The sequence below is a fragment of the Kaistia sp. MMO-174 genome (assembly GCF_037147815.1).
GTDB classification, from domain to species: Bacteria; Pseudomonadota; Alphaproteobacteria; order Rhizobiales; family Kaistiaceae; genus Kaistia; species Kaistia nematophila.
Genome location: NZ_JBBCUO010000005.1, coordinates 369,352 through 391,244, shown reverse-complemented (window position 1 = coordinate 391,244; position 21,893 = coordinate 369,352). Strand labels below are relative to the sequence as shown.

Annotated in this window: 23 protein-coding genes and 1 tRNA gene; 11 read left to right on the top strand and 13 right to left on the bottom strand. The window is 63.8% G+C overall.

All coding sequences use genetic code 11. The features are described from left to right. Positions 1-53 precede the first annotated feature (53 nt). Positions 54-227: a hypothetical protein gene (locus WFK98_RS19685; protein WP_266336878.1), complete on the top strand. Its 174-nt coding sequence runs from the start codon at positions 54-56 to the stop codon at positions 225-227. Positions 228-325: 98 nt separating this feature from the next. Here the strand turns inward: WFK98_RS19685 and moeB are convergent, their stop codons facing one another. Both moeB and upp read right to left on the bottom strand, forming a co-directional pair. Continuing rightward, a complete protein-coding gene (gene moeB / locus WFK98_RS19680) occupies positions 326-1,090 on the bottom strand; it encodes a molybdopterin-synthase adenylyltransferase MoeB (RefSeq protein WP_336801397.1) in 765 nt (254 codons plus the stop codon). 64 nt (positions 1,091-1,154) lie between these two features. Continuing rightward, complete coding sequence (upp, locus tag WFK98_RS19675) at positions 1,155-1,784, bottom strand: uracil phosphoribosyltransferase (protein ID WP_266337361.1); 630 nt, start codon at positions 1,782-1,784, stop codon at positions 1,155-1,157. 174 nt (positions 1,785-1,958) lie between these two features. On the opposite strand from upp, the gene WFK98_RS19670 reads away from it, so the two are divergent. From WFK98_RS19670 to WFK98_RS19660, 3 genes are read left to right on the top strand one after another with little or no spacing between them, the layout of a single operon-like run. Next, positions 1,959-3,176, top strand: coding sequence for a phosphopentomutase (locus tag WFK98_RS19670; protein ID WP_336801396.1), 1,218 nt, complete (start codon positions 1,959-1,961; stop codon positions 3,174-3,176). After that, positions 3,176-4,153, top strand: a complete 978-nt coding sequence (locus WFK98_RS19665; protein WP_336801395.1) for an adenosine deaminase — start codon at positions 3,176-3,178, stop codon at positions 4,151-4,153. Before WFK98_RS19670 ends, WFK98_RS19665 begins: the two co-directional genes overlap by 1 nt. A gap of 9 nt (positions 4,154-4,162) precedes the next feature. Continuing rightward, positions 4,163-5,068 (top strand): phosphate/phosphite/phosphonate ABC transporter substrate-binding protein, encoded by a 906-nt coding sequence (locus WFK98_RS19660; RefSeq protein ID WP_336801394.1) that lies wholly within the window; start codon positions 4,163-4,165, stop codon positions 5,066-5,068. A gap of 145 nt (positions 5,069-5,213) precedes the next feature. Here the strand turns inward: WFK98_RS19660 and WFK98_RS19655 are convergent, their stop codons facing one another. Further along, positions 5,214-5,666: a MarR family winged helix-turn-helix transcriptional regulator gene (locus WFK98_RS19655; RefSeq protein ID WP_266336873.1), complete on the bottom strand. Its 453-nt coding sequence runs from the start codon at positions 5,664-5,666 to the stop codon at positions 5,214-5,216. 255 nt (positions 5,667-5,921) lie between these two features. Between WFK98_RS19655 and typA the strand changes: the two genes are divergently transcribed. The 4 genes from typA to WFK98_RS19635 all read left to right on the top strand — a co-directional run bounded on the left by typA (position 5,922) and on the right by WFK98_RS19635 (position 9,578). After that, positions 5,922-7,742 (top strand): translational GTPase TypA, encoded by a 1,821-nt coding sequence (gene typA, locus WFK98_RS19650; RefSeq protein WP_266336872.1) that lies wholly within the window; start codon positions 5,922-5,924, stop codon positions 7,740-7,742. Between the two features lie 181 nt (positions 7,743-7,923). Continuing rightward, positions 7,924-8,436, top strand: coding sequence for a GNAT family N-acetyltransferase (locus tag WFK98_RS19645; protein WP_336801393.1), 513 nt, complete (start codon positions 7,924-7,926; stop codon positions 8,434-8,436). 121 nt (positions 8,437-8,557) lie between these two features. Then, positions 8,558-9,088: an inorganic diphosphatase gene (gene ppa / locus WFK98_RS19640; protein ID WP_266336870.1), complete on the top strand. Its 531-nt coding sequence runs from the start codon at positions 8,558-8,560 to the stop codon at positions 9,086-9,088. Between the two features lie 4 nt (positions 9,089-9,092). Continuing rightward, the gene (locus tag WFK98_RS19635; RefSeq protein ID WP_336801392.1) at positions 9,093-9,578 is read left to right on the top strand and encodes a hypothetical protein; all 486 of its coding nucleotides are present in this window, start codon (positions 9,093-9,095) and stop codon (positions 9,576-9,578) included. Between the two features lie 25 nt (positions 9,579-9,603). Here the strand turns inward: WFK98_RS19635 and WFK98_RS19630 are convergent, their stop codons facing one another. Together WFK98_RS19630 and WFK98_RS19625 are read right to left on the bottom strand one after the other, a co-directional pair. After that, entirely contained in the window at positions 9,604-9,927 is a 324-nt protein-coding gene (locus WFK98_RS19630; protein ID WP_336801391.1) for a DUF167 family protein, read from the bottom strand. Beyond that, a complete protein-coding gene (locus WFK98_RS19625) occupies positions 9,924-10,214 on the bottom strand; it encodes a YggT family protein (protein ID WP_266336867.1) in 291 nt (96 codons plus the stop codon). The genes WFK98_RS19630 and WFK98_RS19625 overlap by 4 nt, the downstream gene beginning before the upstream one ends. Positions 10,215-10,572: 358 nt before the next feature. On the opposite strand from WFK98_RS19625, the gene WFK98_RS19620 reads away from it, so the two are divergent. Continuing rightward, a tRNA-Ala gene (locus WFK98_RS19620) sits at positions 10,573-10,648 on the top strand. Between the two features lie 94 nt (positions 10,649-10,742). Next, complete coding sequence (locus WFK98_RS19615; protein WP_336801390.1) at positions 10,743-12,422, top strand: site-specific integrase; 1,680 nt, start codon at positions 10,743-10,745, stop codon at positions 12,420-12,422. A 511-nt stretch (positions 12,423-12,933) separates the two neighbouring features. Here the strand turns inward: WFK98_RS19615 and WFK98_RS19610 are convergent. Continuing rightward, a complete protein-coding gene (locus WFK98_RS19610; RefSeq protein WP_336801389.1) occupies positions 12,934-13,203 on the bottom strand; it encodes a helix-turn-helix domain-containing protein in 270 nt (89 codons plus the stop codon). Between the two features lie 5 nt (positions 13,204-13,208). After that, positions 13,209-13,466 carry a helix-turn-helix domain-containing protein gene (locus tag WFK98_RS19605; protein WP_336801388.1) on the bottom strand — a complete coding sequence of 86 codons (258 nt, stop codon included), beginning with the start codon at positions 13,464-13,466 and terminating at the stop codon, positions 13,209-13,211. Between the two features lie 599 nt (positions 13,467-14,065). Between WFK98_RS19605 and WFK98_RS19600 the strand changes: the two genes are divergently transcribed. Next, complete coding sequence (locus WFK98_RS19600) at positions 14,066-14,761, top strand: recombinase family protein (RefSeq protein WP_336801387.1); 696 nt, start codon at positions 14,066-14,068, stop codon at positions 14,759-14,761. Between the two features lie 308 nt (positions 14,762-15,069). Here the strand turns inward: WFK98_RS19600 and WFK98_RS19595 are convergent, their stop codons facing one another. The 6 genes from WFK98_RS19595 to WFK98_RS19570 form a co-directional block, all read right to left on the bottom strand. Further along, positions 15,070-16,494, bottom strand: coding sequence for a UvrD-helicase domain-containing protein (locus WFK98_RS19595; RefSeq protein WP_336801386.1), 1,425 nt, complete (start codon positions 16,492-16,494; stop codon positions 15,070-15,072). Beyond that, the gene (locus WFK98_RS19590) at positions 16,481-18,205 is read right to left on the bottom strand and encodes an ATP-dependent nuclease (protein ID WP_336801385.1); all 1,725 of its coding nucleotides are present in this window, start codon (positions 18,203-18,205) and stop codon (positions 16,481-16,483) included. The genes WFK98_RS19595 and WFK98_RS19590 overlap by 14 nt, the downstream gene beginning before the upstream one ends. A gap of 515 nt (positions 18,206-18,720) precedes the next feature. Further along, a complete protein-coding gene (locus tag WFK98_RS19585) occupies positions 18,721-20,145 on the bottom strand; it encodes a PepSY-associated TM helix domain-containing protein (RefSeq protein WP_336801384.1) in 1,425 nt (474 codons plus the stop codon). Between the two features lie 13 nt (positions 20,146-20,158). Next, entirely contained in the window at positions 20,159-20,770 is a 612-nt protein-coding gene (locus WFK98_RS19580; RefSeq protein ID WP_336801383.1) for an SCO family protein, read from the bottom strand. Beyond that, positions 20,770-21,273: a copper chaperone PCu(A)C gene (locus tag WFK98_RS19575; protein WP_266336864.1), complete on the bottom strand. Its 504-nt coding sequence runs from the start codon at positions 21,271-21,273 to the stop codon at positions 20,770-20,772. Before WFK98_RS19575 ends, WFK98_RS19580 begins: the two co-directional genes overlap by 1 nt. A gap of 66 nt (positions 21,274-21,339) precedes the next feature. Next, entirely contained in the window at positions 21,340-21,732 is a 393-nt protein-coding gene (locus WFK98_RS19570; protein WP_336801382.1) for a hypothetical protein, read from the bottom strand. Positions 21,733-21,893: the final 161 nt, after the last annotated feature.

Below are 21,893 nucleotides of genomic sequence, written 5' to 3'. Positions count from 1 at the left end.
TATCCGCGTCGGAATTGAATCGATTCATACCAGCCCACACGGGAGCGGAAGCCATGATTCCCGCCAGCTATCTGTACAAGAGTCTGTATCAGGACCGGTTCGAGCGCGAGCTGCCGCCGGCCGAAACCCGCGACACGCGGACGCCGCCACAGGATGGCCTGCGCGGCGCGCGCCATCCCGCCGTGCCCTTCCTCGCTCTGCTCGGCCTGTTCGGCCTCGCGCGCTAGAACCATTCCGTGTTTCATGGAAACACGGAATGGTTCTAGCTCTTTGTTTGGTCGCGTTTTCTTCACGCGAACCGGTATCCACTTCGCTCGGAAACGCTCTAGGATTCCGCCGGGCGCGCCTTGCGCTTGTAGCGGATGGTCTCGAAGCGCATGGAGAGCGCGTCGACCAGCAGCAGCCGCCCGACCAGCGGCTCGCCGATGCCGAGGACAAGCTTCAGCACCTCCGCCGCCTGCAGGCTGCCCAGGATCCCCGTCAGCGCGCCGAGAATGCCGGCCTCCGCGCAGCTCGGCACAAGGCCGGGCGGCGGCGGCGCCGGAAACAGGTCGCGATAGCTGGGGTTCTGCGCGCCCTCGGCATCGACCGTCCAGGGCAAAAGCGTCGTCAGCGAGCCGTCGAAGCGTCCGACCGCCGCCGTCACCAGCGGCCGCTCCAGCGCAGCGCATCGGTCGGCGGCGAGATAGCGCGTCTCGAAATTGTCGGTGCCGTCGGCGACGACGTCATAGGCGGCAAGCAGCGCATCGGCGTTTTCGGCCGTGAGCCGCAGCGCATGCGCCTCGACGACGACATGCGGGTTCAGCCGATGCACGGCGGCGCGGGCACTCTCGACCTTGAGGGCGCCGACCGCCGCCGTGTCATGGATGACCTGGCGCTGCAGGTTGGAGAGCGCGACGCGGTCGTCGTCGACGACGCCGATCGTGCCGACGCCGGCAGCGGCCAGGTACTGGATCAGCGGCGCGCCGAGCCCCCCGGCGCCCAGCACCAGCACCCGCGCGGCGGCAAGCTTCTGCTGGCCGGGGCCACCGACCTCGGCGAGCAGAAGATGGCGCGAATAACGCTCGATCTCGTCGGCGGAGAACGCCATGTCCGTTGTCCGAAACCGGCAGCGCGGAGGCCAGACCGAAGCGCGGCCTCCGACGCTTCGGTCCTTACTTGGTGCCGTACATCCGGTCGCCGGCGTCGCCGAGGCCCGGAACGATATAGCCCTTCTCGTTCAGCTGCTTGTCGATCGAGGCGGTGAAGATCGGCACGTCGGGATGAGCGCCCTGGAAGTTGGCGATGCCTTCCGGCGCCGCCAGCAGGCAGAGGAAGCGGATATCCTTGGCGCCGCGCTCCTTCAGCCGCTCGACCGCGGCGATCGCCGAATTGGCGGTCGCCAGCATCGGGTCGACGACGATGGTCAGCCGCTCGTCGAGGCTGTCCGGCGCCTTGAAGTAATATTCGACCGCCTGCAGCGTCTTCGGATCGCGATAGAGGCCGATATGGGCGACGCGCGCCGCCGGCACCAGGTCGAGCATGCCCTCGAGCAGGCCGTTGCCGGCGCGCAGCACCGAGGCGAACACCAGCTTCTTGCCGGCCAGCGTCGGCGCTTCCATCTCGGTGATCGGCGTCTCGATCGTCGTCGTCGTCATCTCGAGGTCGCGCGTCACCTCGTAGCAGAGCAGCGTCGAGATCTCGCGCAGGAGCCGGCGGAAGCCGGCGGTCGAAGTGTGCTTGTCGCGCATGATGGTGAGCTTGTGCTGCACCAGGGGGTGGTTGATCACCGTCACGCCGTTCATCATTGGCCTCGCTTGTCTTGGTTGCGCCTACCGTAGCCTGCCAGCCCGGCGCTGGAAACCGCGCCGCTGCGTCAGCTCGCCGGCGGCCGCCGATTGTCCCCACGGATCGCCCCGCTTGTGACCGTGGCCAAGCCTGGCCTATCTTGTCGGCCCGATCGCTCAGGTTGTCCCTTCATGCCGCGCGCCATTCTGATTGTTCTCGATTCCGTCGGTATCGGCGGTGCTCCCGACGCCGAAGCCTATGGCGACGCCGGCGCGGATACGCTCGGCCATATCGCGGAAGCCTGCGCCGCCGGGCGCGGCGACCGTGCCGGCCTGCGCGCCGGGCCGCTGGCGTTGCCGAATCTCGGTCGCCTCGGCCTCGGCGCGGCGGCGGCCGGCGCCAGCGGCATCTGGCCGGCCGGCCTGCCCGAGCCGGCGCCGACGGCGATCTTCGGCCATGCGGCGGAAGTCTCGAACGGCAAGGACACGCCGTCCGGCCATTGGGAGATCGCCGCCGTGCCGGTGCCGTTCGACTGGGGCTATTTCCCGGAGACCGAGCCCTGCTTCCCGGCCGAGCTGACCGAGGCGATCCTGCACGAGACGGGCCTGCCCGGACTCCTGGGCAACAAGCACGCTTCCGGCACGACGATCCTGGCCGAGCTCGGCGAGGAACATATCCGCACCGGCAAGCCGATCGCCTACACCTCGGCCGATTCGGTCTTCCAGATCGCCGCGCACGAGACCCATTTCGGCCTCGACCGGCTTTACGCCCTCTGCGAGACGGTGCGCCGCCTGGTCGACCCCTACCGGATCGGCCGCGTCATCGCCCGGCCCTTCATCGGCGAGACGGCGGAGACCTTCGAGCGCACCGGCAACCGGCGCGATTATGCCGTGCCGCCGCCTGAGCCGACCCTGCTCGACCGGGTCATAGCCGCAGGCCACACCACCCGCGCCGTCGGCAAGATCGGCGACATCTTCGCCCACCAGGGCATCGGCAGGCTCTACAAGGCGGCCGGCAACAAGGCGCTGACCGACGCGACGCTGGCGGCGATCCGGGACGCGGCGGACGGCGACCTCGTCTTCTCGAACCTGGTCGATTTCGACATGCTCTATGGCCATCGCCGCGACGTTCCCGGCTATGCGGCGGCGCTCGAGGCGTTCGACACCCGCCTGCCGGAGATCGAGGCGGCGCTCAGGCCCGGCGATCTCGTCGTCATCACCGCCGATCATGGCTGCGACCCGACCTGGCGCGGCACGGACCACACCCGCGAGCAGGTGCCGATCCTCGCCTTCGGCCCCGGGCTGCCGGGAAAAGACATCGGCGCGCGCGCCAGCTACGCCGATATCGGCGAGACGGTCGCGGCGCATCTCGGGCTCGCGCCCGGACGACATGGACGGAGTTTTCTCTGATGGTTGCCCATCTTCTCAAGGCCGAACTGCATTGCCACGTCGAGGGTGCGGCGTCGCCGGAACTGGTGCGCCATGTCGGCGCCCGCCACGGCGTCGACCTGACCGGCCTGTTCGACGAGCAGGGCGCCTTCGCCTGGCACGACTTCACCTCGTTCCTGAACGCCTATGACCGCGCCGCCGCCGTCTTCCGCACGCCGGAGGACTATCGCGACCTCACCTTCACCTATTTCTCCAGCCTCGCCGCCGAAGGCGCGATCTATGGCGAGGTGTTCATCTCGTCCGACCACGCGCTCGCCTCCGGCCTTTCCTATCGCGACTATGTCGAGGGCCTGGCGCAGGGCATTCGCGATGCGGAAGCCGCGACCGGCATCGTCGGGCGGATGATCGCCACCGGCGTGCGCCATTACGGCCCGGACCGCATCCTCGTCGCCGCCGAGACGGTGGCGAACGAGCCGCATCCGCTGGTCACCGGCTTCGGCGTCGCCGGCGACGAACGCATGCACCACCCCAGGGACTTCGCCGACGCCTTCCGCATCGCCGGCGAGGCCGGACTCGGGCTCACCGTGCATGCCGGCGAATTCGGCGGCCCGGAGAGCGTGCGCGCCGCGCTCGACCATCTCGGCGTCACGCGGATCGGCCATGGCGTGCGCGCCATCGAGGACGCCGACCTCGTGCGCCGCATCGTCGAGGAAGGCATCGTGCTGGAGCTCTGCCCCGGCTCCAACGTCGCGCTCGGCCTCTATCCGGCGATCGCCGACCACCCCTATCGCCGCCTGCAGGACGCGGGCGCCCGCGTCACTGTCAGCTCCGACGATCCGCCCTATTTCCGTTCTTCGATCGGGGCCGAATATGGCTGGCTGTCGCGCGATCTCGGCCTGTCCGACGCCGCGCTCGAGCAGGCGACCCGCACCTCGATCGAGGCTGCCTTCGTCGACGAGCCGACGCGGAGCCGCCTGCTCGCCCGCCTGCCCGCCTGAGGAGAAGACATGCGCCGCGCCCTCGCCTGGATCGCCCTGCTGCTGACCCTGACCGCGCCGGCGCTCGCGAGCTGGCGCGACGACATCGGCACGCTCCGGGTCGGCTTCATCGCGGGCGACAATCCGAACTACGAGGTGGCGCGGCTGGAGAAGTTCCGCTGGCAGCTGCAATACGCGCTCGCCGTGCCGGTCGAACTGTTTCCGGCCCGCACCTATGACGCTCTGATGGAGGCGCAGGCGACCGGCCGGATCCAGTACACGGTCCTGTCCTCGCTCGCCTATCTCGCGCTCGACCAGCGCTGCGATTGCGTCGAGCCGCTGGTGCAGCCGACGTCGGCCGACCATCTGCGCGGGTTCCACGCGCTGCTGGTGGCGCGGGCCGACGGCCCGGTTTCCACCCTCGCCGAGGCGCGCAACATGCGGCTTGCCGTCGGCGCCAAGGATTCGCTCTCCGGCCGCCGTGCCGCCTATGCTGGAATGGCGAAGGAAGGCATCGATCCGCCCAGCTATTTCCTGCGCATCGTCGAGACGCCCGACAGCGCCGCGGCGCTCGCCGCCCTTGCCGCCGGCGAAGTCGACCTCGCCACGGCATGGTCGATGGCGTCCGATCCGCTGAGCCCCTCGATCGGTTCCGGCCCGTTCGGCCAGCTCGCCGGCGACGGCGTGCTCTCGCCTTCCACGCTCAAGATCGTCTGGCAGTCGGATCTGATCCCTTTCGGGCCGCATGTCGTCCGCAAGGACCTGCCGGAGATGGCGAAGTCGAGCCTGCTGCAGGCGCTGACGGAAATGCGCAATGTCCAGCCCGAAGCCTATGACGCGATCGAGCGCGGCCTGCCCGGCGGCTTCGTCGCCGCCGATCCCGCGCTCTATCGCCAGTTGGCCGAGACGCTGAACCTGCCCCGCCGCCGCGACTAGGCCCTCTTCGCGTGCAGCAACTCGGCGCCGAGCACGCCCGCGCCGGCACGCCCCCCCAAACGAAAAAGCCCGCGCCGATCGAAATCGGCACGGGCTTGAACTGGATCAGGCTCGGGTGGCCGGGCGCATCGCTGCGCCCAGTGGATCAGACGAGCACGTCGTCGCTGGCGAGGATGTTGTCCTGCATCTTCAGGAGCGCCAGGCGCATCGTCTCGATGACGGCCGGGTCGATGCCGCGCTCGGCATCCTCGCGCACCGTCTTGCCGACGGCGCGGATGCGCCGCACGACGCCGGCGGCGTTCGGCGTCAGCCGGATCAACTTGGCACGGCGGTCGGCCGGATCCTGGATCCGCTCCACCAGCGTCGCCGCCTCGAGCCGGTCGAGGAAGCCGACGAGCGTCATCGGCTCGACGCAGAGCTCCTCGGCAAGGGTCGACTGGCGAAGGCCGGGATGACGGCTCACGAAGGCCAGGGTTCGCGCCTCGGCGACCGTCAAACCGAGCCCGGCGTTTTCCAACGCCTTCTCAAAGCGCCGACGCAGCAATCGCGCGACATCGACGAGGACGAGACCAAGCGGATCTTCGGTCGTGGCTGCCAAAAGTTGACTCTCCAGCGTATAATAAGAATTCCATATTATAAATCGCGATGGCCGGAAAAGTCAACGCGACGCTGGGGAAAGCGCGATCCGCTGGTCAAACTTACGTTACGTCACCAGCCGGGCCTTCCGTAGCGTCATCACAACCCCCGCAAGGGAGGTTGCGTTTTACGGCCTTTTCGATCATTTTGCGCCGCAAAATCTGCCGGCCGTCTCGAGGCACCTGTCCGACGCCGCCGTGCCTTTTCGGATTCGCACATGACCCTTCGCAATATCGCCATCATCGCGCACGTCGATCATGGCAAGACAACCCTCGTGGACAAGCTGCTGCAGCAGTCCGGCTCCTTCCGTGACAACCAGCGCGTCGCCGAGCGCGTCATGGATTCGAACGACATCGAAAAGGAGCGCGGCATCACCATCCTCGCCAAGGCGACCTCGATCACCTGGCACGATGCCCGCATCAACATCGTCGACACCCCCGGCCACGCCGATTTCGGCGGCGAGGTCGAGCGCATCCTGAACATGGTCGACGGCGTGATCGTGCTGGTCGACGCCGCCGAAGGCCCGATGCCGCAGACCAAGTTCGTCGTCGGCAAGGCGCTGAAGCTCGGCCTTCGCCCGATCGTCGCGATCAACAAGGTCGACAAGGCCGACGCCCGCGTCCAGGAAGTCGTCAACGAGGTGTTCGACCTGTTCGCCGCCCTCGACGCCACCGACGAGCAGCTCGACTTCCCGATCCTCTACGGTTCCGGCAAGAACGGCTGGATGTCGCTGTCGCCCGACGGCTCGCATGAGGAGGGCATGGCGCCGCTGTTCGAGCTCGTGCTGAAGCACGTGCCGGAGCCCCGCGTCGAGGAAGGCCCGTTCCGCATGATCGGAACGCTGCTCGAATCCAATCCCTATCTCGGTCGCCTGATCACCGGCCGCATCACCTCCGGCAACGTCAAGCCGAACCAGATGCTCAAGGTGCTGTCGCAGGACGGCTCGACCGTCGAGTCGTTCCGCGTCTCCAAGATCATGGCTTTCCGCGGCATCGAGCGGCAGCCGATCGAGGAAGGCGTGGCGGGCGACATCGTCGCGATCGCCGGCATGACCAAGGGCACCGTCGCCGACACCTTCGTCGACCCGGCCGTCACCGAGCCGATCAAGGCGCAGCCGATCGATCCGCCGACCGTGTCGATGACCTTCATGGTCAATGACAGCCCGCTCGCCGGCACCGAGGGCGACAAGGTCACCAGCCGCATGATCCGCGACCGCCTGCTGAAGGAAGCGGAAGGCAATGTCGCGCTGAAGATCGAGGAATCGTCCGAGAAGGACTCGTTCATCGTGTCCGGCCGCGGCGAGCTCCTGCTCGCCATCCTGATCGAGAACATGCGCCGCGAAGGCTACGAGTTGGCCGTGTCGCGTCCGCGCGTCGTGTTCCAGAAGGACGTTTCGGGCCAGACGCTGGAGCCGATCGAGGAAGTCATCATCGACGTCGACGAGGAGCATTCCGGCGTCGTCGTGCAGAAGATGTCCGAGCGCAAGGCCGACCTGGTCGAGCTGCGCTCGTCCGGCGGCGACCGCCAGCGCCTCGTCTTCCACGCGCCGACCCGCGGCCTGATCGGCTACCAGGGCGAGCTTCTGACCGACACGCGCGGCACGGCGATCATGAACCGCCTGTTCCACGCCTATGCCCCGCACAAGGGCGAGATCCCCGGCCGCCGCAACGGCGTGCTGATCTCGACCGACCAGGGCGAGGCCGTCGCCTTCGCGCTGTGGAACCTCGAGGATCGCGGCCCGATGATGATCGAGCCCGGCTGGAAGGTCTATGGCGGCATGATCGTCGGCGAGCACACCCGCGACAACGATCTCGAAGTGAACGTCCTGAAGGGCAAGAAGCTGTCGAACGTCCGCGCCGCCGGCAAGGACGAGGCGGTCCGCCTCACCCCGCCGATCCGCATGACGCTCGAGCGCTCGCTTTCGTGGATCTCGGACGACGAGCTGGTCGAGGTCACGCCGAAGTCGATCCGCCTGCGCAAGGCGATGCTCGACCCGATCGAGCGCAAGCGCGCCGACCGCTCCAGCAAGACGGCCTGATTCAACGGCCTGATCCGGGCCCATCCGCCCGGCGGACCCGATATTCCGGACGGCGCCCTCGCGGCGCCGTCTTCGTTTCATGCGTCGTTCCGGTGACACCGGCGTCACGGCTTGGCGAACGCGCTCATCAATCCCAAAATCCCTCTTCCCCGATGCGAAACTCGGACATATCTTGATCGACATGAGCACTCTGTCGATCGGTGTCCGTCGCGCAGAAGCCAGTGACGCGGAAGCAATCACCGCGGTTCACGACAGCGCTTGGCGTCAGGCGTATGATGGGTTGATCCCGGCTCGGGAACTCGGCCGGATGATCACGCGGCGCGGTCCTGCGTGGTGGAGCCGGGCGATCCGGCGGGGCACCGGCATCGTCGTCATCGACGTGGGCGGCACGGTCGCCGGCTATGCCATCTTCGGCCCCAACCGGGCGCGAAACCTCGTCCAGCGCGGCGAAATCTACGAAATCTACATGCGGCCGGAATATCAGGGCGTCGGCCTCGGCACCCGCCTGTTCCTCGCGGCGCGGCGCGAACTGCTGCGGCACGGCTTCGATTCCGCCGTCGTCTGGGCGCTGGCCGAGAACGAGGGCGCCTGCCGCTTCTACAAGAATGCCGGCGGCCGCAAGGTCGCCCGCGGCAGCGAACGCTTCGGCGACACGGTGCTGGCCAAGGTCGCCTTCGCCTTCGCCCGCGGCTGAGCCGGCTTCCCTTCAGCGACCGGATCGGGGCCGCGGCGTGCTGCGCTGCGGCGAATTCGGACTTGCGGGCCGGCATGGCGACCTCGTAAAGGAAAGCGCCCTTTTCACTCGAGGTACCACCATGCGCATCGACGCTGTTCCGATCGGCAAGAATCCCCCGCACGACATCAACGTCATCATCGAAGTGCCGGTCGGCGGCGAGCCGATCAAGTACGAGATGGACAAGGACGCCGGCGCGCTCTACGTCGACCGCTTCCTCTACACGCCGATGCGCTATCCCGGTAACTACGGCTTCGTCCCGCACACGCTCTGCGGCGACGGCGACCCGATCGACGTGCTCGTCGCCAACCAGCGCGCCATCGTCCCCGGCGCGATCATGAGCTGCCGCCCGGTCGGCGTGCTCAAGATGCGCGACGAAGGCGGCGAGGACGAGAAGATCCTGGCGGTTCCGTCGACCAAGCTGACCCGCCGCTACGAGACCGTGAAGTCGTACAAGGACCTGCCGGCGATCACGCTGCAGCAGATCGAGCACTTCTTCCGCCACTACAAGGATCTCGAGAACGGCAAGTGGGTCGAGATCACCGGCTGGGGCGACCTCGACGAGGCGCAGCAGCTGATCGTCGACGCCATCGAGCGCGCCAAGAAGGGCTGATCCGATGACGCTCACGCGGCGCGGCGTCGCGCGGCTTTTCCTGGTCGCGACGCTCGGCGCGGCGGGCCTTTCGACCTCTGTCGGATCGTCGGTCGCCGCCGACGATCCGGAAGCCTTCGTCGCCTCGATCTACGAGCGCTACGAGAATGGCGGCGACGGCGTGCCGCTCGACGATGCCGCGACGATCCGCGCCCTGTTCGAACCGCGCCTGGCCGAGATGATCCTCGCCGACCGCGACGAGGCGGCCGCTGTCGGCGACGTGCCGAAGCTCGACGGCGACCCCTTCGTCGACGCGCAGGATTTCGACATCACCGATCTCCGCATCGACGTCGAGGACGGCACGCCCGACCGGGCCGAGGCCCATGTCAGCTTCCTGAACTTCGGCGAGCCGAAGCGGATCGACCTGCGGCTGGATTGGCTTGAGACCGGCTGGCGCATCCGCGACATCTACTGGCCGGAAGGGTCCCTGCGCGGACTCTATACGCACTAGGAATCGAAGCTGCGGGGTTCCGGGCTCAGCCCGGGGCCGCCGCCCCGCCGAGCCGCCGGACGATCGCGTCCGCGTCGCCCTCGATGCGCAGGCTCTTCAGCCGCGCCGTATGGCCGGAGAGAATCGTGACCGCCGAACGCGGCACGCCGGCGGCCTTCGCCAGCACCGCCTCGATAGCCGCGTTGGCGGCGCCCTTGTCCGGCACCGCCCGCACCCGCGCCAGCAGCACCTTGCGGCCGTCGGAGAGCTCGCCGACTCCGTCGAGCCCGTCGCGGCCGGCCTTCGGCGTCAGCCGCAACTGCACCACGACATGGCCGTCGCCGGCCCGGTAAAAACCGGCCTCGCTCAAAACACGTTCGGGTAGATGTACCGGATGATGACCTGCTGGATCAGGATGATGCCGAGCAGCAGGATGATGGGCGAGATGTCGATCGCGCCGAGATTGGGCATGAAGGCGCGGATGCGGCGCAGCGGCGGCTCGGTCGCCTGGTAGAGGAAGCGGCCGATCGACGACACGACCTGGTTGCGCGGATTGACCACGCCGAAGGCGTAGAGCCAGCTGAACAGGGCGCTGGCGATCACGATCCACCAATAGAGGTTGAGGGCGATCATAACGACGTCGAGGATAGCGCGCATGGGTTTCCCGGATCTGACGCGGAACAGGTCGCTCCTGATGTAGCGGTCGCCTGTCGCCATCGCAACCCGGGGACGCGGCGCTTCTCGCCGCCGGCAAATCCGCGCCGGAGCGGGCGCGTCCGGCCCGGACGGCGCCGGCCGGCCCAAGCGACGAATAGCGAGCGCGCCCCGAAGCCCGGGAAACGCCAACGGGCTTCCCCGCCGCACGGAAGAAGCGCCTGCCGCCCCGCGGATCGGGCCCGGGCCGAAGCGTGCGCCGGCAAGGCCGGCCCTCGCGCCCGTCCTTCCACACCACACTTCGCAGAGCGCTTGACAGCCCTCGGTGCCCCCCTCTAAATGGCGCCCGTCGCGACGCGACGGGGCCGTAGCTCAGATGGGAGAGCGCTGCAATCGCACTGCAGAGGTCAGGGGTTCGATTCCCCTCGGCTCCACCAATTTTCTCCAAAACGGCGGAATTCCGCCACTTATTGCAATGAACGCGGCATTGTGCGTTATTTCGGTACACCAGTCTGGTACACCGGAGTAAACATGGCTGCGGGACAAACACGCCTTCAAAGGCGAGGGGGACGGTATTGGTTTCGCGCCAAGGTTCCTGCGGAGCTGCGGGAAATCATCGGCAAGAGCGAGTACCACTACTCTCTCCGCACCTCGGACGCTGCCGAGGCACGTCAGCTACTTTCGATTGAGAGCACCAAGGTCAACGCCGAGTTGGCGACTGCCAGACGGAAACTCGCGCAGCAGCCAGTGACGCGACTCTCCAAAGCAGAAGCCGACTTCCTGACCTTCGAATGGTTTCATGAGGCAGACCGCCAGCGGCTAGCTTCGAGTTTGCCCAGTCCGATGGATATCCCAGATCGTCGTGATGAACTCGCGTCAGAGATGCGCGACCTCCAGGACGAGGACAACGAGAACGCGCTTCAAGCCGTACAAGGGGAACTCACCGCTATTCTGGAGCGTCATCACATATCTATCGACCTCCAACATCCCACGCTTCGCCCGCTGTACAGCGGCGTACATCGCGCGATGCAGGAGCAAGTGCGACGCAAGCTCCGGCAACTTACCGACGCCAAGCTTCCCACCGACGAGCTGTTCAAGGGCATCAGCGGCGACCAAGAGTTGCAGATCAAACCGCCCACCTCATTTGGTCGACTCGTGGAGCTCTATCTCAGTGATCGCTCGGGCCAGAGCCTGTCACCCAAATCTGAGCTTAAGCGGGCGGTGCATCTACGAGTGCTGAGGGAGATTATCGGACCCGACACCGCCGTTCACTCGATCGATCGAACGATGGCGAGACGTGTGCGTGAGACGCTTGCCACACTGCCCGTGAATGCCAGCAAGCGCGTCTCGGGGAATGCGATTGAAGCATCGCGAATCGGAAAAGAGAAATCGATGGAGCCGATCTCTCCGGTAACGGCCAATGCATATCTTAGGACGCTGCATAGCCTCTTAGAGTTGGCCGTGACAGAGCGACTCCTACCGACTAATCCCACGAACGGACTCAAATTCCCTGACAATGGCCCCAGCGCCAAGGCAAGGCGGCACGCTCTTTCTACAGACCAATTGCAGACGATCTTCAGCGCACCACTCTACACCGGTTGCACCGACGACTTCAGAGGCTATGCCAAGCCTGGACCGAACATAATTCGGAAGGGCCGCTTTTGGGTGCCGCTGATATCCCTCTTCTCGGGAATGCGGTTGAATGAAATCTGCATGCTTGAGGTGGCGGACGTTGAGCGCGTCGATGAAACCGACGTTATCGTCGTGCGAGGCGACGATAAGGGCATAAAGCGGGTTAAGACAGATGCAGGATGGCGATACGTGCCGATCCATCCCGAACTCGTGCGCTTCGGATTTCTTGACCATGTCGACAAAGCGCGCCGAAATGCTGACCAGCGCCTTTTCCCCGATCTCCAGATCGGCTCGACAGGTTACGGCAGCGATCCATTCAGTAAATGGTTCTCCCGCTTCATGGCGTCGCTCGACATCAAGACACGTCGAACCAGCTTTCATAGCTTCCGACACACATACCGCGATGCCCTGCGCGAAGCCGACATTTCCAGAGAGCGTGTCCGCGCTCTGGGTGGTTGGTCTGATGGTGGCAGCGAGGAAATCTATGGAAATGGCCTGAAAGCCAGCACGCTTGCCACCGAAATATCCAAGATTGGTTACCCGGAACTCGATCTCGAACATCTCGCCCGCGCCGGATAGCCTCTACCGAGGGGAAAAGACCCGTACAGCCGCTTGGCGAGCCGCCCGGCTACCCATCTAGCGGAAGAGCATACCTGTCCTTCACAAGGGCGGAAATTGAGCGAATTTGCCTAACGACGGCGTGTCCCAATGACCGGCCGTGCAGGTACATGCATTGCCCCCCCAATCGGCCGCCGGAGCTCGATGCAAATGGCGTGATCCGCAATTTGAGCGCAGCGCTAGGAAGCCGTCAGGCTGACCCCGGCGACGATCGAAGGTCGACGCCCCGAATTTCCTTCGGAAATTCGGTTGGGATGGGTATTCCGCAATGATGACCTCATATTTCCCAAAACTTGAATGGTTCTGTAATACGGTAATACGGTAATACGGTAACACGGTAACACGGTAACACGGTAACACGGTAACACGGTAACACGGTAACACCGATGTATTTGGATTGACCCAAGTCAACCCCTCACGCGCGCGCGGAATAATGACTTAATGGGCTGACGACTGCGGCATATATGCCGAATCATTGCTTGCGGCGCAGTATGATGGTTCGGGTACCCGCTCTAGTACTCTTCGGCGGAACCTGAGTTCCTGCTAACAACACGCCCGCGTCAACCCCGAGCGCCTTCGCCAATTGCTCAACCTTGTCCAGCGTCACGTTTTGCGAGCCCGCCTCAACTTTTCCCAGATAAGCCCGATCGATGGCCGCAAGCCCCGCAAGCTTCGCCTGCGTCAGCCCCATACGCTTTCTGACGCGCTTAAGATTCTGAGCGAAAGTTCGGTTCAACGACATCCAAACTAACGACGCCTACCAGGCTTTATGGAGGCCGGCGGCGGAGCATCGGCCTCGGGAATCGCCAACAAATCCAAAATGTCGACGGACAGACGGACAGCAAGCTTTTCAAGAGCCGCTATCGAAGGATTCTGCGTGCCCCGCTCAATACGGCCGATGTACGAAACATCTAGCCCAGCCTCATGAGCAAGCGCCTCTTGAGTGAGGCCAGCGCCAACCCGTAACCGCCTGACGTTCCAAGCAACTCTTTTCCGTGCCTCCATTCGCGGATGGCATCATCTTGCCTGGATTTTCGCCAAGGACTATAGTCCTTATAATTCAATTAGTAGTGACTCCGCACACGGTTCACTGCGACTACGGGGGGTGACATGACTCGCGGGGCTGCCGCATCGGCACTGTTTGGTATCGCTTTGATGATCACGGGAGGAATCGTTCTCAATGCAAACCGACCCGATCGTTACCGCGACGGGTATGAGAGCTGTCTCTTCCTCGGGCAATATCGCCACGAGGGAGCTTCCGCTACATTCGACCCCGTTCGCCCTGGGGATGTCCTGCCGTGCCCCTCGGCAGGGGAGCCATTCTCAGCACGAACCCTATTCCTTGGAGGAGCCCTCTTCTTCATCTTTGGCGGAATCGGTTTGGTACGCCAAATAGCTAAGCGTCCGCCCGAACTGGAAAGTAACGTCGAGCCCAAAGATCAGACCGGGGAACGATCAGGCCACCCGAAAGACGAACGCCTTATTGCCGCCCTGCGCGAGCGCGGCCTATTCATTAAAGATTAAAGATATATTGGCTTGCAGGTGCCTGCAAATACTGACTGTATTACATCCGAACCAACCCTCGTTGCTACGGATGTAATACAATGGCTGCAAACCGGTACGTTGCGTATTACAGGGTCTCGACCGCCCGCCAGGGCCGATCGGGGCTCGGGCTAGACGCCCAGCGAGAAGCCGTTGAGCGCCGAATGTCGGAAGGTCGATCCGACGTCGTGGCCGAGTACGTCGAGGTCGAAAGCGGTCGAAACTCGGATCGACCGCAACTAGCCGCCGCGCTAGCGACCTGCCGTATTCATCGAGCGACGCTGGTAATTGCAAAGCTCGACCGCCTCGCCCGCAACGTCGCTTTCGTCTCCAATCTACTTGAGGCTGGCGTGGAGTTCGAAGCCTGCGACTTTCCGCAAGCCAATCGATTGACGATCCATATTTTGGCGGCAGTCGCTGAGCACGAGGCGCGGATGATTTCCGATCGCACGAAAGCCGCCCTTTCAGCAGCAAGAGCCCGTGGAACGAAACTCGGCGGCTTTCGCGGCAGGCCAGCTACGAACGAGGATCGTGCCAAGGGACGACTCTCGCAATCTGACAGAGCCGACGCCCGAGCCACCGACCTCCGCCCGATACTCACCTCGCTCCGCTGCCGTGGCATCATTAGCCCGTCAGCAGTCGCGGTCGCCCTCAACTTGGAGCAGGTCCCGGCACCGAGAGGAGGAGAATGGTCAGCAGTACAGGTCCAACGATTGCAGGCGCGTATTACAAGCTTGCAAAACGACGGGAGGCACTAAGACCCCTCCCCTGATATAAGCTGACAAAAAAATCCGGAAAAAATGTGGGCACGTGATCTGCAGGACTCATCAAGAAGAATTCATCCCATTAATCGCGCAATTCAACTGACCCCCCCTACCAGTCCCGAGGGAATTCGTAAAACATTGATATTTCAGCGTTTCAAATAGTACATATCCTTACAAATCATTAGAATTCAAATACACGGCTCACCAGTCTTCATGCCGGCAAAAATTGCCCATATAATTGCAGGCGCCTGCAACTGCGAGCAGAATTCTAGGAAAAATCTCGTCAACGCGGAAATGATAGACTACCCGCCTCTCAACATGTTGTCGCTAGAGCAAATAATTAGTCTTTTAGATCCCCTCGTCATCGCCACGTAGAGATTTCTCGCATCGAGACCGGTCGTATCGAGCAGCACAGCGACCTCCGCCTCCAGCCCTTTTAAAAGCAGGGTACTGCCAACTGCACGCTTCGGCAGAGGGCGACCAATCAGCCTGTTTTGCTCGCGGGCCTGAATTACACCTTGATAGAACGAGGCCCTTAAATCGCTCCCTTCGCACGATTGCAACGCCCTAATGCAAGCGCGCAAGACTGTAGGGCGATGTGTTCGAACGCCCGGTTCTTTGCTGATCTCCACCAGCAGGTCTACGACTGCGGCAGGAGATCGATCTTGCTGAAAACGAAGGGCAGCGCGCTCCACATCCGAGGGATCTTTGCGCCCCCTGCCGCGCTCCAAAATTTCGACACGCTTTATGAGATCCGCCGATCCCACATTTGTCATTACGGATGCGGCAAAGGTTGCGATCTTGGCGAGCGCGTCCCTTCCAGCGAAGTCCAGCCCGCCTGCGAATTCCACCAAATCGCCGAGCTCGACAGATTCAACCGTCACGGCGCCCGGTAGCTGGCTAGCGTATCGACGTTGGCTTGGTGGACTTCTAGCATCTCCAATGATTAGGACTTCGCCGCCGTCCACGGCCTTGGTCATACCTGCCCGCAGCTGCCTTTCACGATCAGCTTTGCCGTCGAGGGACACCCAAGTGACTTCGGGTGGGGCGCATTTGAGATCGACGGGTTCCCCATTCTTCAACCGCTTGCGCACATCCAGCAACCACAGTCCAAGGCTCTTGGTACCAGCATTCTCCCATCGCCAAGGTGTCGTCAGTTCACCTGCCGTGGGAAATCTATCGCAAACCTGCCCCTCCCAGTCGGGCACATCGCCTGCCCATCCAAAGATCGCCTGCATTGGATCTCCCAGCACGACAGTGGGCAGGACTAGTGACGTGAAAGCGGCCATCGCATGCTGAAGCGTCCCGCAATCCTGATATTCATCTATGATCAGACGCGCGAAAGACGATTTCAGAATGTCGTTGATGTGGCCATCCCGCATGAGGATTGCCGCCGCCTTTCGAATAGCAGGATAGTCAGTCTTTGGCTTCGCAAGGGCCAGCAAAGTTGGATCAATTCCGGAGCGCTTAGGGAAGGCGCTGAGTAGCCGAAGCGCCCAACCGTCGAGCGTCGAAAGTCGGTAGCGCCCCGGAGGCACTCGGGCCTTGTCTAACCGCACGCGCAGTGCCGCGACGCCAGCGTTAGTGTGCGTCAAAACCAGCACAGGCTTGACGTTGTCATGCCGCCGCAGCGCTTGAGCTATTAAGTGCGTCTTGCCGCACCCTGCTGGAGCCGTAATCGAGCCTCGAGTAATAGCAAGGAGATCAATCTCGCTATCTGACATCATGAGCCCAGTCAAAGAGGGAGCCTACGATCCCCACGAACTCGGGTTCCGAAACATTGAATGCAGGTCCGATGACTTCACGTCCTACATCCTCCATAGCTGACACGCTTTTGAACCATGGTTCCCGTTTACCTCCAGCCGCCTTGCCAAGGACTGCACGCGTAGCAGGCGACAAGCTGAGCTCGGCTAAGCCCGTACGCACATGAGTAAGGGTTACCAAATTGCCCGAAGCGGACTTCAGCTGGTCGTTAACTACCGCCTCATCCTTTGCGGCAACAGCGCGCGTCAGAAGTTCGGCTATCGCGGCGATGGGTAGACTGCAAAAGAGCTCCTCTTCGAGCTTTCGTCCTTGCCGCCACATAACGACCAGTCCGCCGGAAGCGACGAATGACCGTTCCCCTGTCACATCGGGCGGGACGTCATCGTCGCGCAGAATCGCAGTGCGGTACCTCAGCGATTGGAATGCATTTGCCAACTTAATGAGATTTTTCTCCCCGCCAGCATTTACCAGTGCCGTCCCGCTCGCGAATACCGAGTTGTAACCCGCTGCTGCCCAATGCTGGTCGAGGCCTCGCACGAGACCGACTTCACTCGCTCCTTCACAAACCACAACTGACGAAGCCAAAAAGGCCTCTGGGAAGGATCGGATGGTCCCTTGGACCTCAGGGTCATTTCCCAGATGCAGCGGCTCATGCCGCCCCCCAATCTCCCGCAGGACCACCAATTGATCCGCAGAAAGCTCGCGCAATGCGACGGGCGAGTGCGTTGTCATGAACACTTGAAGCGGCGGCTCGGGCTCCTTTGCCCCTAGCGAACCGAGAAAACGGATGATCCTATGGGGCTCCAAACCGTGCTCAAGCTCGTCGACGAGCAGCATTGAGGACTGCGCGGCAGCTTTGCGCTGAAGTCCAGCGGTTAAGAGGCGGGTCGATCCGATACCCAGACCGCGCAGCGGCACGCCATCCTCATCGTGCAGCGAAATCGTACCTCCGCCGAAACTCACCGAATGAGCATCGAGAAGCGCTCTTACCTTCTTGCCTACATCAATACCGAGTTCCGCTGCCGCTTCGCCGACCAGACGCAGCGTTTCGCCAAGCTGCTTTTCAGCGTCCTCACCAAAAGCCCCGCGCGCATCGCGCGCCGCCTGCGCTAGCGCTGCCGACGCATCAGCTCTTTCGTCTGTCAGGCGGTTCAGTACTGAGCCCCGACGCCAGTTTAGGTTGAAGTCCGTCAATGCGCCAATACGTGTTGGGGCGAGACGCAGACGGTCACCCCAAGCAAGATTTCGAGCTGCACCTTGAGCCTGAGCGCGATCAGATATCAGATTCCATGACGGTTCGAGATCGCTGCCGACTGTCAGATTGAGAGACAACACGGTCTCAAGCCCCCTCTCAGGCTCATCTTCAATCTCGCCAGTTACAACGTTAAAGCCACGCAAGTAGAGCGAATAGGAATCGAAACTCTTAAGTGCGTCATCAAGTGCACCAATCGTCAGTGTGATGCTGATCGGCGTCGTTACATCAAGGGAATGGAAATCAGCATCATTGAACTGCACCGCTCGTCGCGCTCCAAGACACAAATCAATAGCGTCGAGGACGGTCGATTTACCGCTATCGCCTGGACCGATCAAACAATTGAGGCCGGGTCGAGGAAGCCAGCTTAAGCTCTTGATGCTTCGGAAATGGGATATTTCGATCTTCCGAAGTCGTGCCACGTTTCCCCCCAGCAGTCCTACAGCGCTAACATAGAATCTTCGCCAGCCAGTCTATTTCGTCATGATCGCATCGATCAATCGGCGCAACTTGCGATACGCGTGGCTAGCGACAAGATCCGAAGCAGCAGGTGTGCTTATCATCGACTTGATTCGTGTCCGCGAACCATAAATGACCCAATAGCGGAATATCGCGAGCTGGGGTGAATGGTACACTGTATCGGTACACCAGAGTATTGAAGGCAAGACAAAAATCGGCTGGAACCCGCCATCTTTATAGAAAATGCGACGCCTCCCCTCGGCTCCACCAATTTTCCAAGCCATTCGTCTTTCTGAAACATGATGGCTTGCTGTCGCACTCGCTTTCCGCATTCCTGACGATGAAATCGGCGGAGCCATCGGCTCGCTGCACGACCTGCGCTGCGCCACGATTGACGCGGTCCTTGCCTCGGTCGAGATCCGAGAATGCGGCGGAGTTCGCGCCCCGCCGCGTCGTTTTGAGAAGTACCGCGCGCGGGTCAGGCGAGCGCGCGCCGGAGGCCGGGCAGGAGGCGCAGGAGCGTCGCGTCGAGCAGGAGCACGGCGACGATGGCTGCCCCGGCCAGCGGAAAGGCGATGCCGAGGACGACGACCAGCGCCGCCGCTCCCTTCCAGAACGGCACATCTTCAGGCCGCGGCGGCGCCGCCAGCCTTCCCGCCCCGCTCGGCCGCCGCCGCCACCACATCACCAGGCCGGAAACGGCCACGCCGATGACGGACAGGCAGAACACCGTGTTCAGCACGAAGTTCCAGACGCCGAGATCGCCCTCGTGGAGCGCGATGCCCCAGGCCATCGCCTTGGCATAGGGCGAATAATCGGCATAGCGCACATCCGCCAGGACGTTGCCGGTGAAGCGGTCGATATGGATGGTGCGATCGGCCGCCGGATCGGGACCGTCATTCGACATGCTGTCATGGCTGATGGTCCAGACGCCGGCATCCCCCTTCGGCAGATTGACCTGGAAGCGACCGACGAAGCCGAGGCTGCGAGCGAAGTCCGCGACACTGTCGATGTCGACGGTCCCCTCGATCGCCGTAGTGCCCTTCAGAGAACCCGAGGCCGGCATCGGCGTCTGCTCCAGCCCCCACGGCACCTCCTTGGCGGCGCCGTGATTCATGCCCGCATGCACGTCGTCGGACAGGGGCACATTGTCCCATTTCTCGGCCGGGAATGTCGACCAGGCCTGGACGATCCTCTCGCCCCAGATGCCGGCCCAGCTCAAGCCGGAGATCAGGAAGACGATCAGCATCAGCGACACCCAGAAGCCGACGACGCCATGCAGCGACTTCCAGAACGTCCGGCCTCGCGCCGAGAGACGCGGGACCAGCGCGTTCCGCCAGGAGGCGCCGCGCCGGGGCCAGTGCAGATAGACGCCGCTCGCCACCATCACGAGCCCGAGGCTGGCCGCGATCTCGATCAGCCGGTCGCCGAATGCGCCCAGTAGCAGCGTGCCGTGGATCTTGTTGGCCAGGTCATAGGCGCCGGCCCGCCACGGGAAGGTGTGCAGCACCTCGCCCGTATAGGGGCTCAGCGCGACGCCGGTGTTGCCGGCTTCGGTCGCCACCGAGAAGACGGCGACGCGATCGGCCGCCAGCGGCTCGACATACTGGATCGCGCGGCCGCCCGGTATGGCCGCTTCGGCGGCCATCTGCAGCGTGCTCGCGGACAGGGCCGCCCCGCCCGGCTGGACGGCCATGCGCTCGGCGCCGACGCCGGCCATCCACGAGATCCAGAGCATGACCAGGCCGGTCGTCGCCAGCATGATCAGGAACGGGATCACGTAGAGCCCGGCGTAGAAGTGCCAGCGCCAGGCGATGAAGTAGAACTTGTTGGCGGCAGGGGACTGCGCAGCCGCCAGCGCCGACCCGCCGGTGCGAACCGGGGGAATTGTCGTATCCGTCATGGTTCCCTCGATCTCAGGCGCCGGCGACCAGCCGCTTCAGCTTTTCCAGCATCGTGTCGCGCGCTTCGCCATAGGCGAGCGTGCCGATGAATTGCCCTTTTCCGTCCATGAGATAGACGGAAGCGGTGTGATCGATCGTGTAGTCTCCGCCCTCGACGGGGACGCGCTTGTAGTAGACGCGATAGGCCTTGGTGACGGTCTCGATCTCCGCCTCGGTGCCCGACAGGCCCTGGATGCGGCCGTCGAAGGCGGGGAGGTAGCTCGCCATCTCCTTCGGGCCGTCACGACCCCAATCGACCGAGACAAAGACGAAGTTCATCTTCTCGGCCTCGGGTCCGAGCTCCTTGATCAGCCCGGAGAGCTCGTAGAGCGTCGTCGGGCAGACCTCGGGACAGAAGGTGAAGCCGAAGAAGATGGCGGTCGGCTTGCCGAGGAAGTCGCGCTCGGTCACCGCCTTGCCGTCGCTTCGCGTCAGCGTGAAGGGGCCGCCAATGCTGGCGACCCCCGTGACGACCTGGCCGGCGGGCGTCGACTGCCGTGACTTCACCAGCGCGGTGAAGCCGACCAGCGTCAGGACGATGGCGAACGCACCGCCGACGAGGAGGCCTATGTGCCGCGGTCGCATCAGTTCGCCCCCCCGTGCGATGCACCGTGGTCCATCGCGCCGTGCTGCATCGCCGGGGAGCCGAGCGCGCCGGCAGCCAGTTCGACGTCGACCGCGCCGGCATGCTCGAAGCGGAGGGTGACCGGCACCTTTTCGCCCTCGCGGATCGGCGCCTTCAGGTCGATCAGCATCAGGTGGAAGCCACCCGGCTCGAGCTTGACCGTTTCGCCGGGCGGGATCGGCAGGCCGTCGGCCAGTTCCCGCATCTTCATCACGCCATCGACCACTTCCATCTTGTGGACCTCGACGCGGCCGGAAGCGGACGACGAACCGCCGAGCAGGCGGTCGGCGGTCTGGCCGTGATTGATCAAGGTGAGATAGCCGCCGCCGACCCGGGCTGCCGGCGGCGTGGCCCGCGTCCAGGGATGGCCGATCTCGATGTCGCCGGCCTTGTATTCGTGGGCGAAGGCGGAAGGGGCGGCCAGCAGGATGGCGGCCGCGAGCAGACGCGAAAAGATTCGCATGATGATTCTCCAAATGCGCGAGAGCGGCCGGCGCGCGGGATGCGCGCCGAGCCGTGAAATCAGGCGTCAGATGGAGAGCGAGGGCGGTCCCCGGGCCTCGGGAACCAGGCGGGTTTCAGAAGGCGGGCCCCTTACCGTGCCGGCCGGGCGCCATTGCGTGGGCCGGGCATCGACCAGGAAGGCGAACACGACCGGAGAGGGAGCCAGTGACGGCCCGATGGCGCTTGCCGCCTGGCAGAGCGTCGAACAGCAGTCGCGCGCCAGCGCCTTGATCGGATCCTCTGCGTCCGCCCCGCCGAGCGGAGAGCAGATGATGAAGCGGGGCCCTGCCTCCGCCGCGGCCATTGCGGTCTGGGCGTAGGCCGAAATCAGCCCTTGCGAGAGCAGCAGATAGACGACGCCGACCGCCAGAAGGGCAGTCTTCAGCTCTTGCCAGATGAGCTTGCGCAACGCGTCCATGAATCGCTGATCGCATGAGGCGGGGTCTTTGTCACCGCGACAATTCTCCCCGTGATCGCCAGGCGGGCGGGAAAGCACCCCGCGGACCCTCGCCATTTCAGGTTGTGAGTATGAACTTTTTGACTCGACATCATACTCGCTTACCACCTAGCCTCGCATCC

Excerpts from the sequence above, each read along its gene's own strand:
- typA (WP_266336872.1), top strand. The coding sequence starts at position 5,922 with ATGACCCTTCGCAATATCGCCATCATCGCGCACGTCGATCATGGCAAG.
- WFK98_RS19605 (WP_336801388.1), bottom strand. The coding sequence starts at position 13,466 with ATGGAGGCACGGAAAAGAGTTGCTTGGAACGTCAGGCGGTTACGGGTT.
- WFK98_RS19600 (WP_336801387.1), top strand. The coding sequence starts at position 14,066 with ATGGCTGCAAACCGGTACGTTGCGTATTACAGGGTCTCGACCGCCCGC.
- WFK98_RS19595 (WP_336801386.1), bottom strand. The coding sequence starts at position 16,494 with ATGATGTCAGATAGCGAGATTGATCTCCTTGCTATTACTCGAGGCTCG.
- WFK98_RS19625 (WP_266336867.1), bottom strand. The coding sequence starts at position 10,214 with ATGCGCGCTATCCTCGACGTCGTTATGATCGCCCTCAACCTCTATTGG.
- WFK98_RS19580 (WP_336801383.1), bottom strand. The coding sequence starts at position 20,770 with ATGCGACCGCGGCACATAGGCCTCCTCGTCGGCGGTGCGTTCGCCATC.
- WFK98_RS19585 (WP_336801384.1), bottom strand. The coding sequence starts at position 20,145 with ATGACGGATACGACAATTCCCCCGGTTCGCACCGGCGGGTCGGCGCTG.
- WFK98_RS19635 (WP_336801392.1), top strand. The coding sequence starts at position 9,093 with ATGACGCTCACGCGGCGCGGCGTCGCGCGGCTTTTCCTGGTCGCGACG.
- WFK98_RS19660 (WP_336801394.1), top strand. The coding sequence starts at position 4,163 with ATGCGCCGCGCCCTCGCCTGGATCGCCCTGCTGCTGACCCTGACCGCG.
- WFK98_RS19665 (WP_336801395.1), top strand. The coding sequence starts at position 3,176 with ATGGTTGCCCATCTTCTCAAGGCCGAACTGCATTGCCACGTCGAGGGT.
- WFK98_RS19610 (WP_336801389.1), bottom strand. The coding sequence starts at position 13,203 with ATGTCGTTGAACCGAACTTTCGCTCAGAATCTTAAGCGCGTCAGAAAG.
- WFK98_RS19645 (WP_336801393.1), top strand. The coding sequence starts at position 7,924 with ATGAGCACTCTGTCGATCGGTGTCCGTCGCGCAGAAGCCAGTGACGCG.
- WFK98_RS19685 (WP_266336878.1), top strand. The coding sequence starts at position 54 with ATGATTCCCGCCAGCTATCTGTACAAGAGTCTGTATCAGGACCGGTTC.
- WFK98_RS19615 (WP_336801390.1), top strand. The coding sequence starts at position 10,743 with ATGGCTGCGGGACAAACACGCCTTCAAAGGCGAGGGGGACGGTATTGG.
- WFK98_RS19670 (WP_336801396.1), top strand. The coding sequence starts at position 1,959 with ATGCCGCGCGCCATTCTGATTGTTCTCGATTCCGTCGGTATCGGCGGT.
- WFK98_RS19575 (WP_266336864.1), bottom strand. The coding sequence starts at position 21,273 with ATGCGAATCTTTTCGCGTCTGCTCGCGGCCGCCATCCTGCTGGCCGCC.
- moeB (WP_336801397.1), bottom strand. The coding sequence starts at position 1,090 with ATGGCGTTCTCCGCCGACGAGATCGAGCGTTATTCGCGCCATCTTCTG.
- WFK98_RS19570 (WP_336801382.1), bottom strand. The coding sequence starts at position 21,732 with ATGGACGCGTTGCGCAAGCTCATCTGGCAAGAGCTGAAGACTGCCCTT.
- upp (WP_266337361.1), bottom strand. The coding sequence starts at position 1,784 with ATGAACGGCGTGACGGTGATCAACCACCCCCTGGTGCAGCACAAGCTC.
- ppa (WP_266336870.1), top strand. The coding sequence starts at position 8,558 with ATGCGCATCGACGCTGTTCCGATCGGCAAGAATCCCCCGCACGACATC.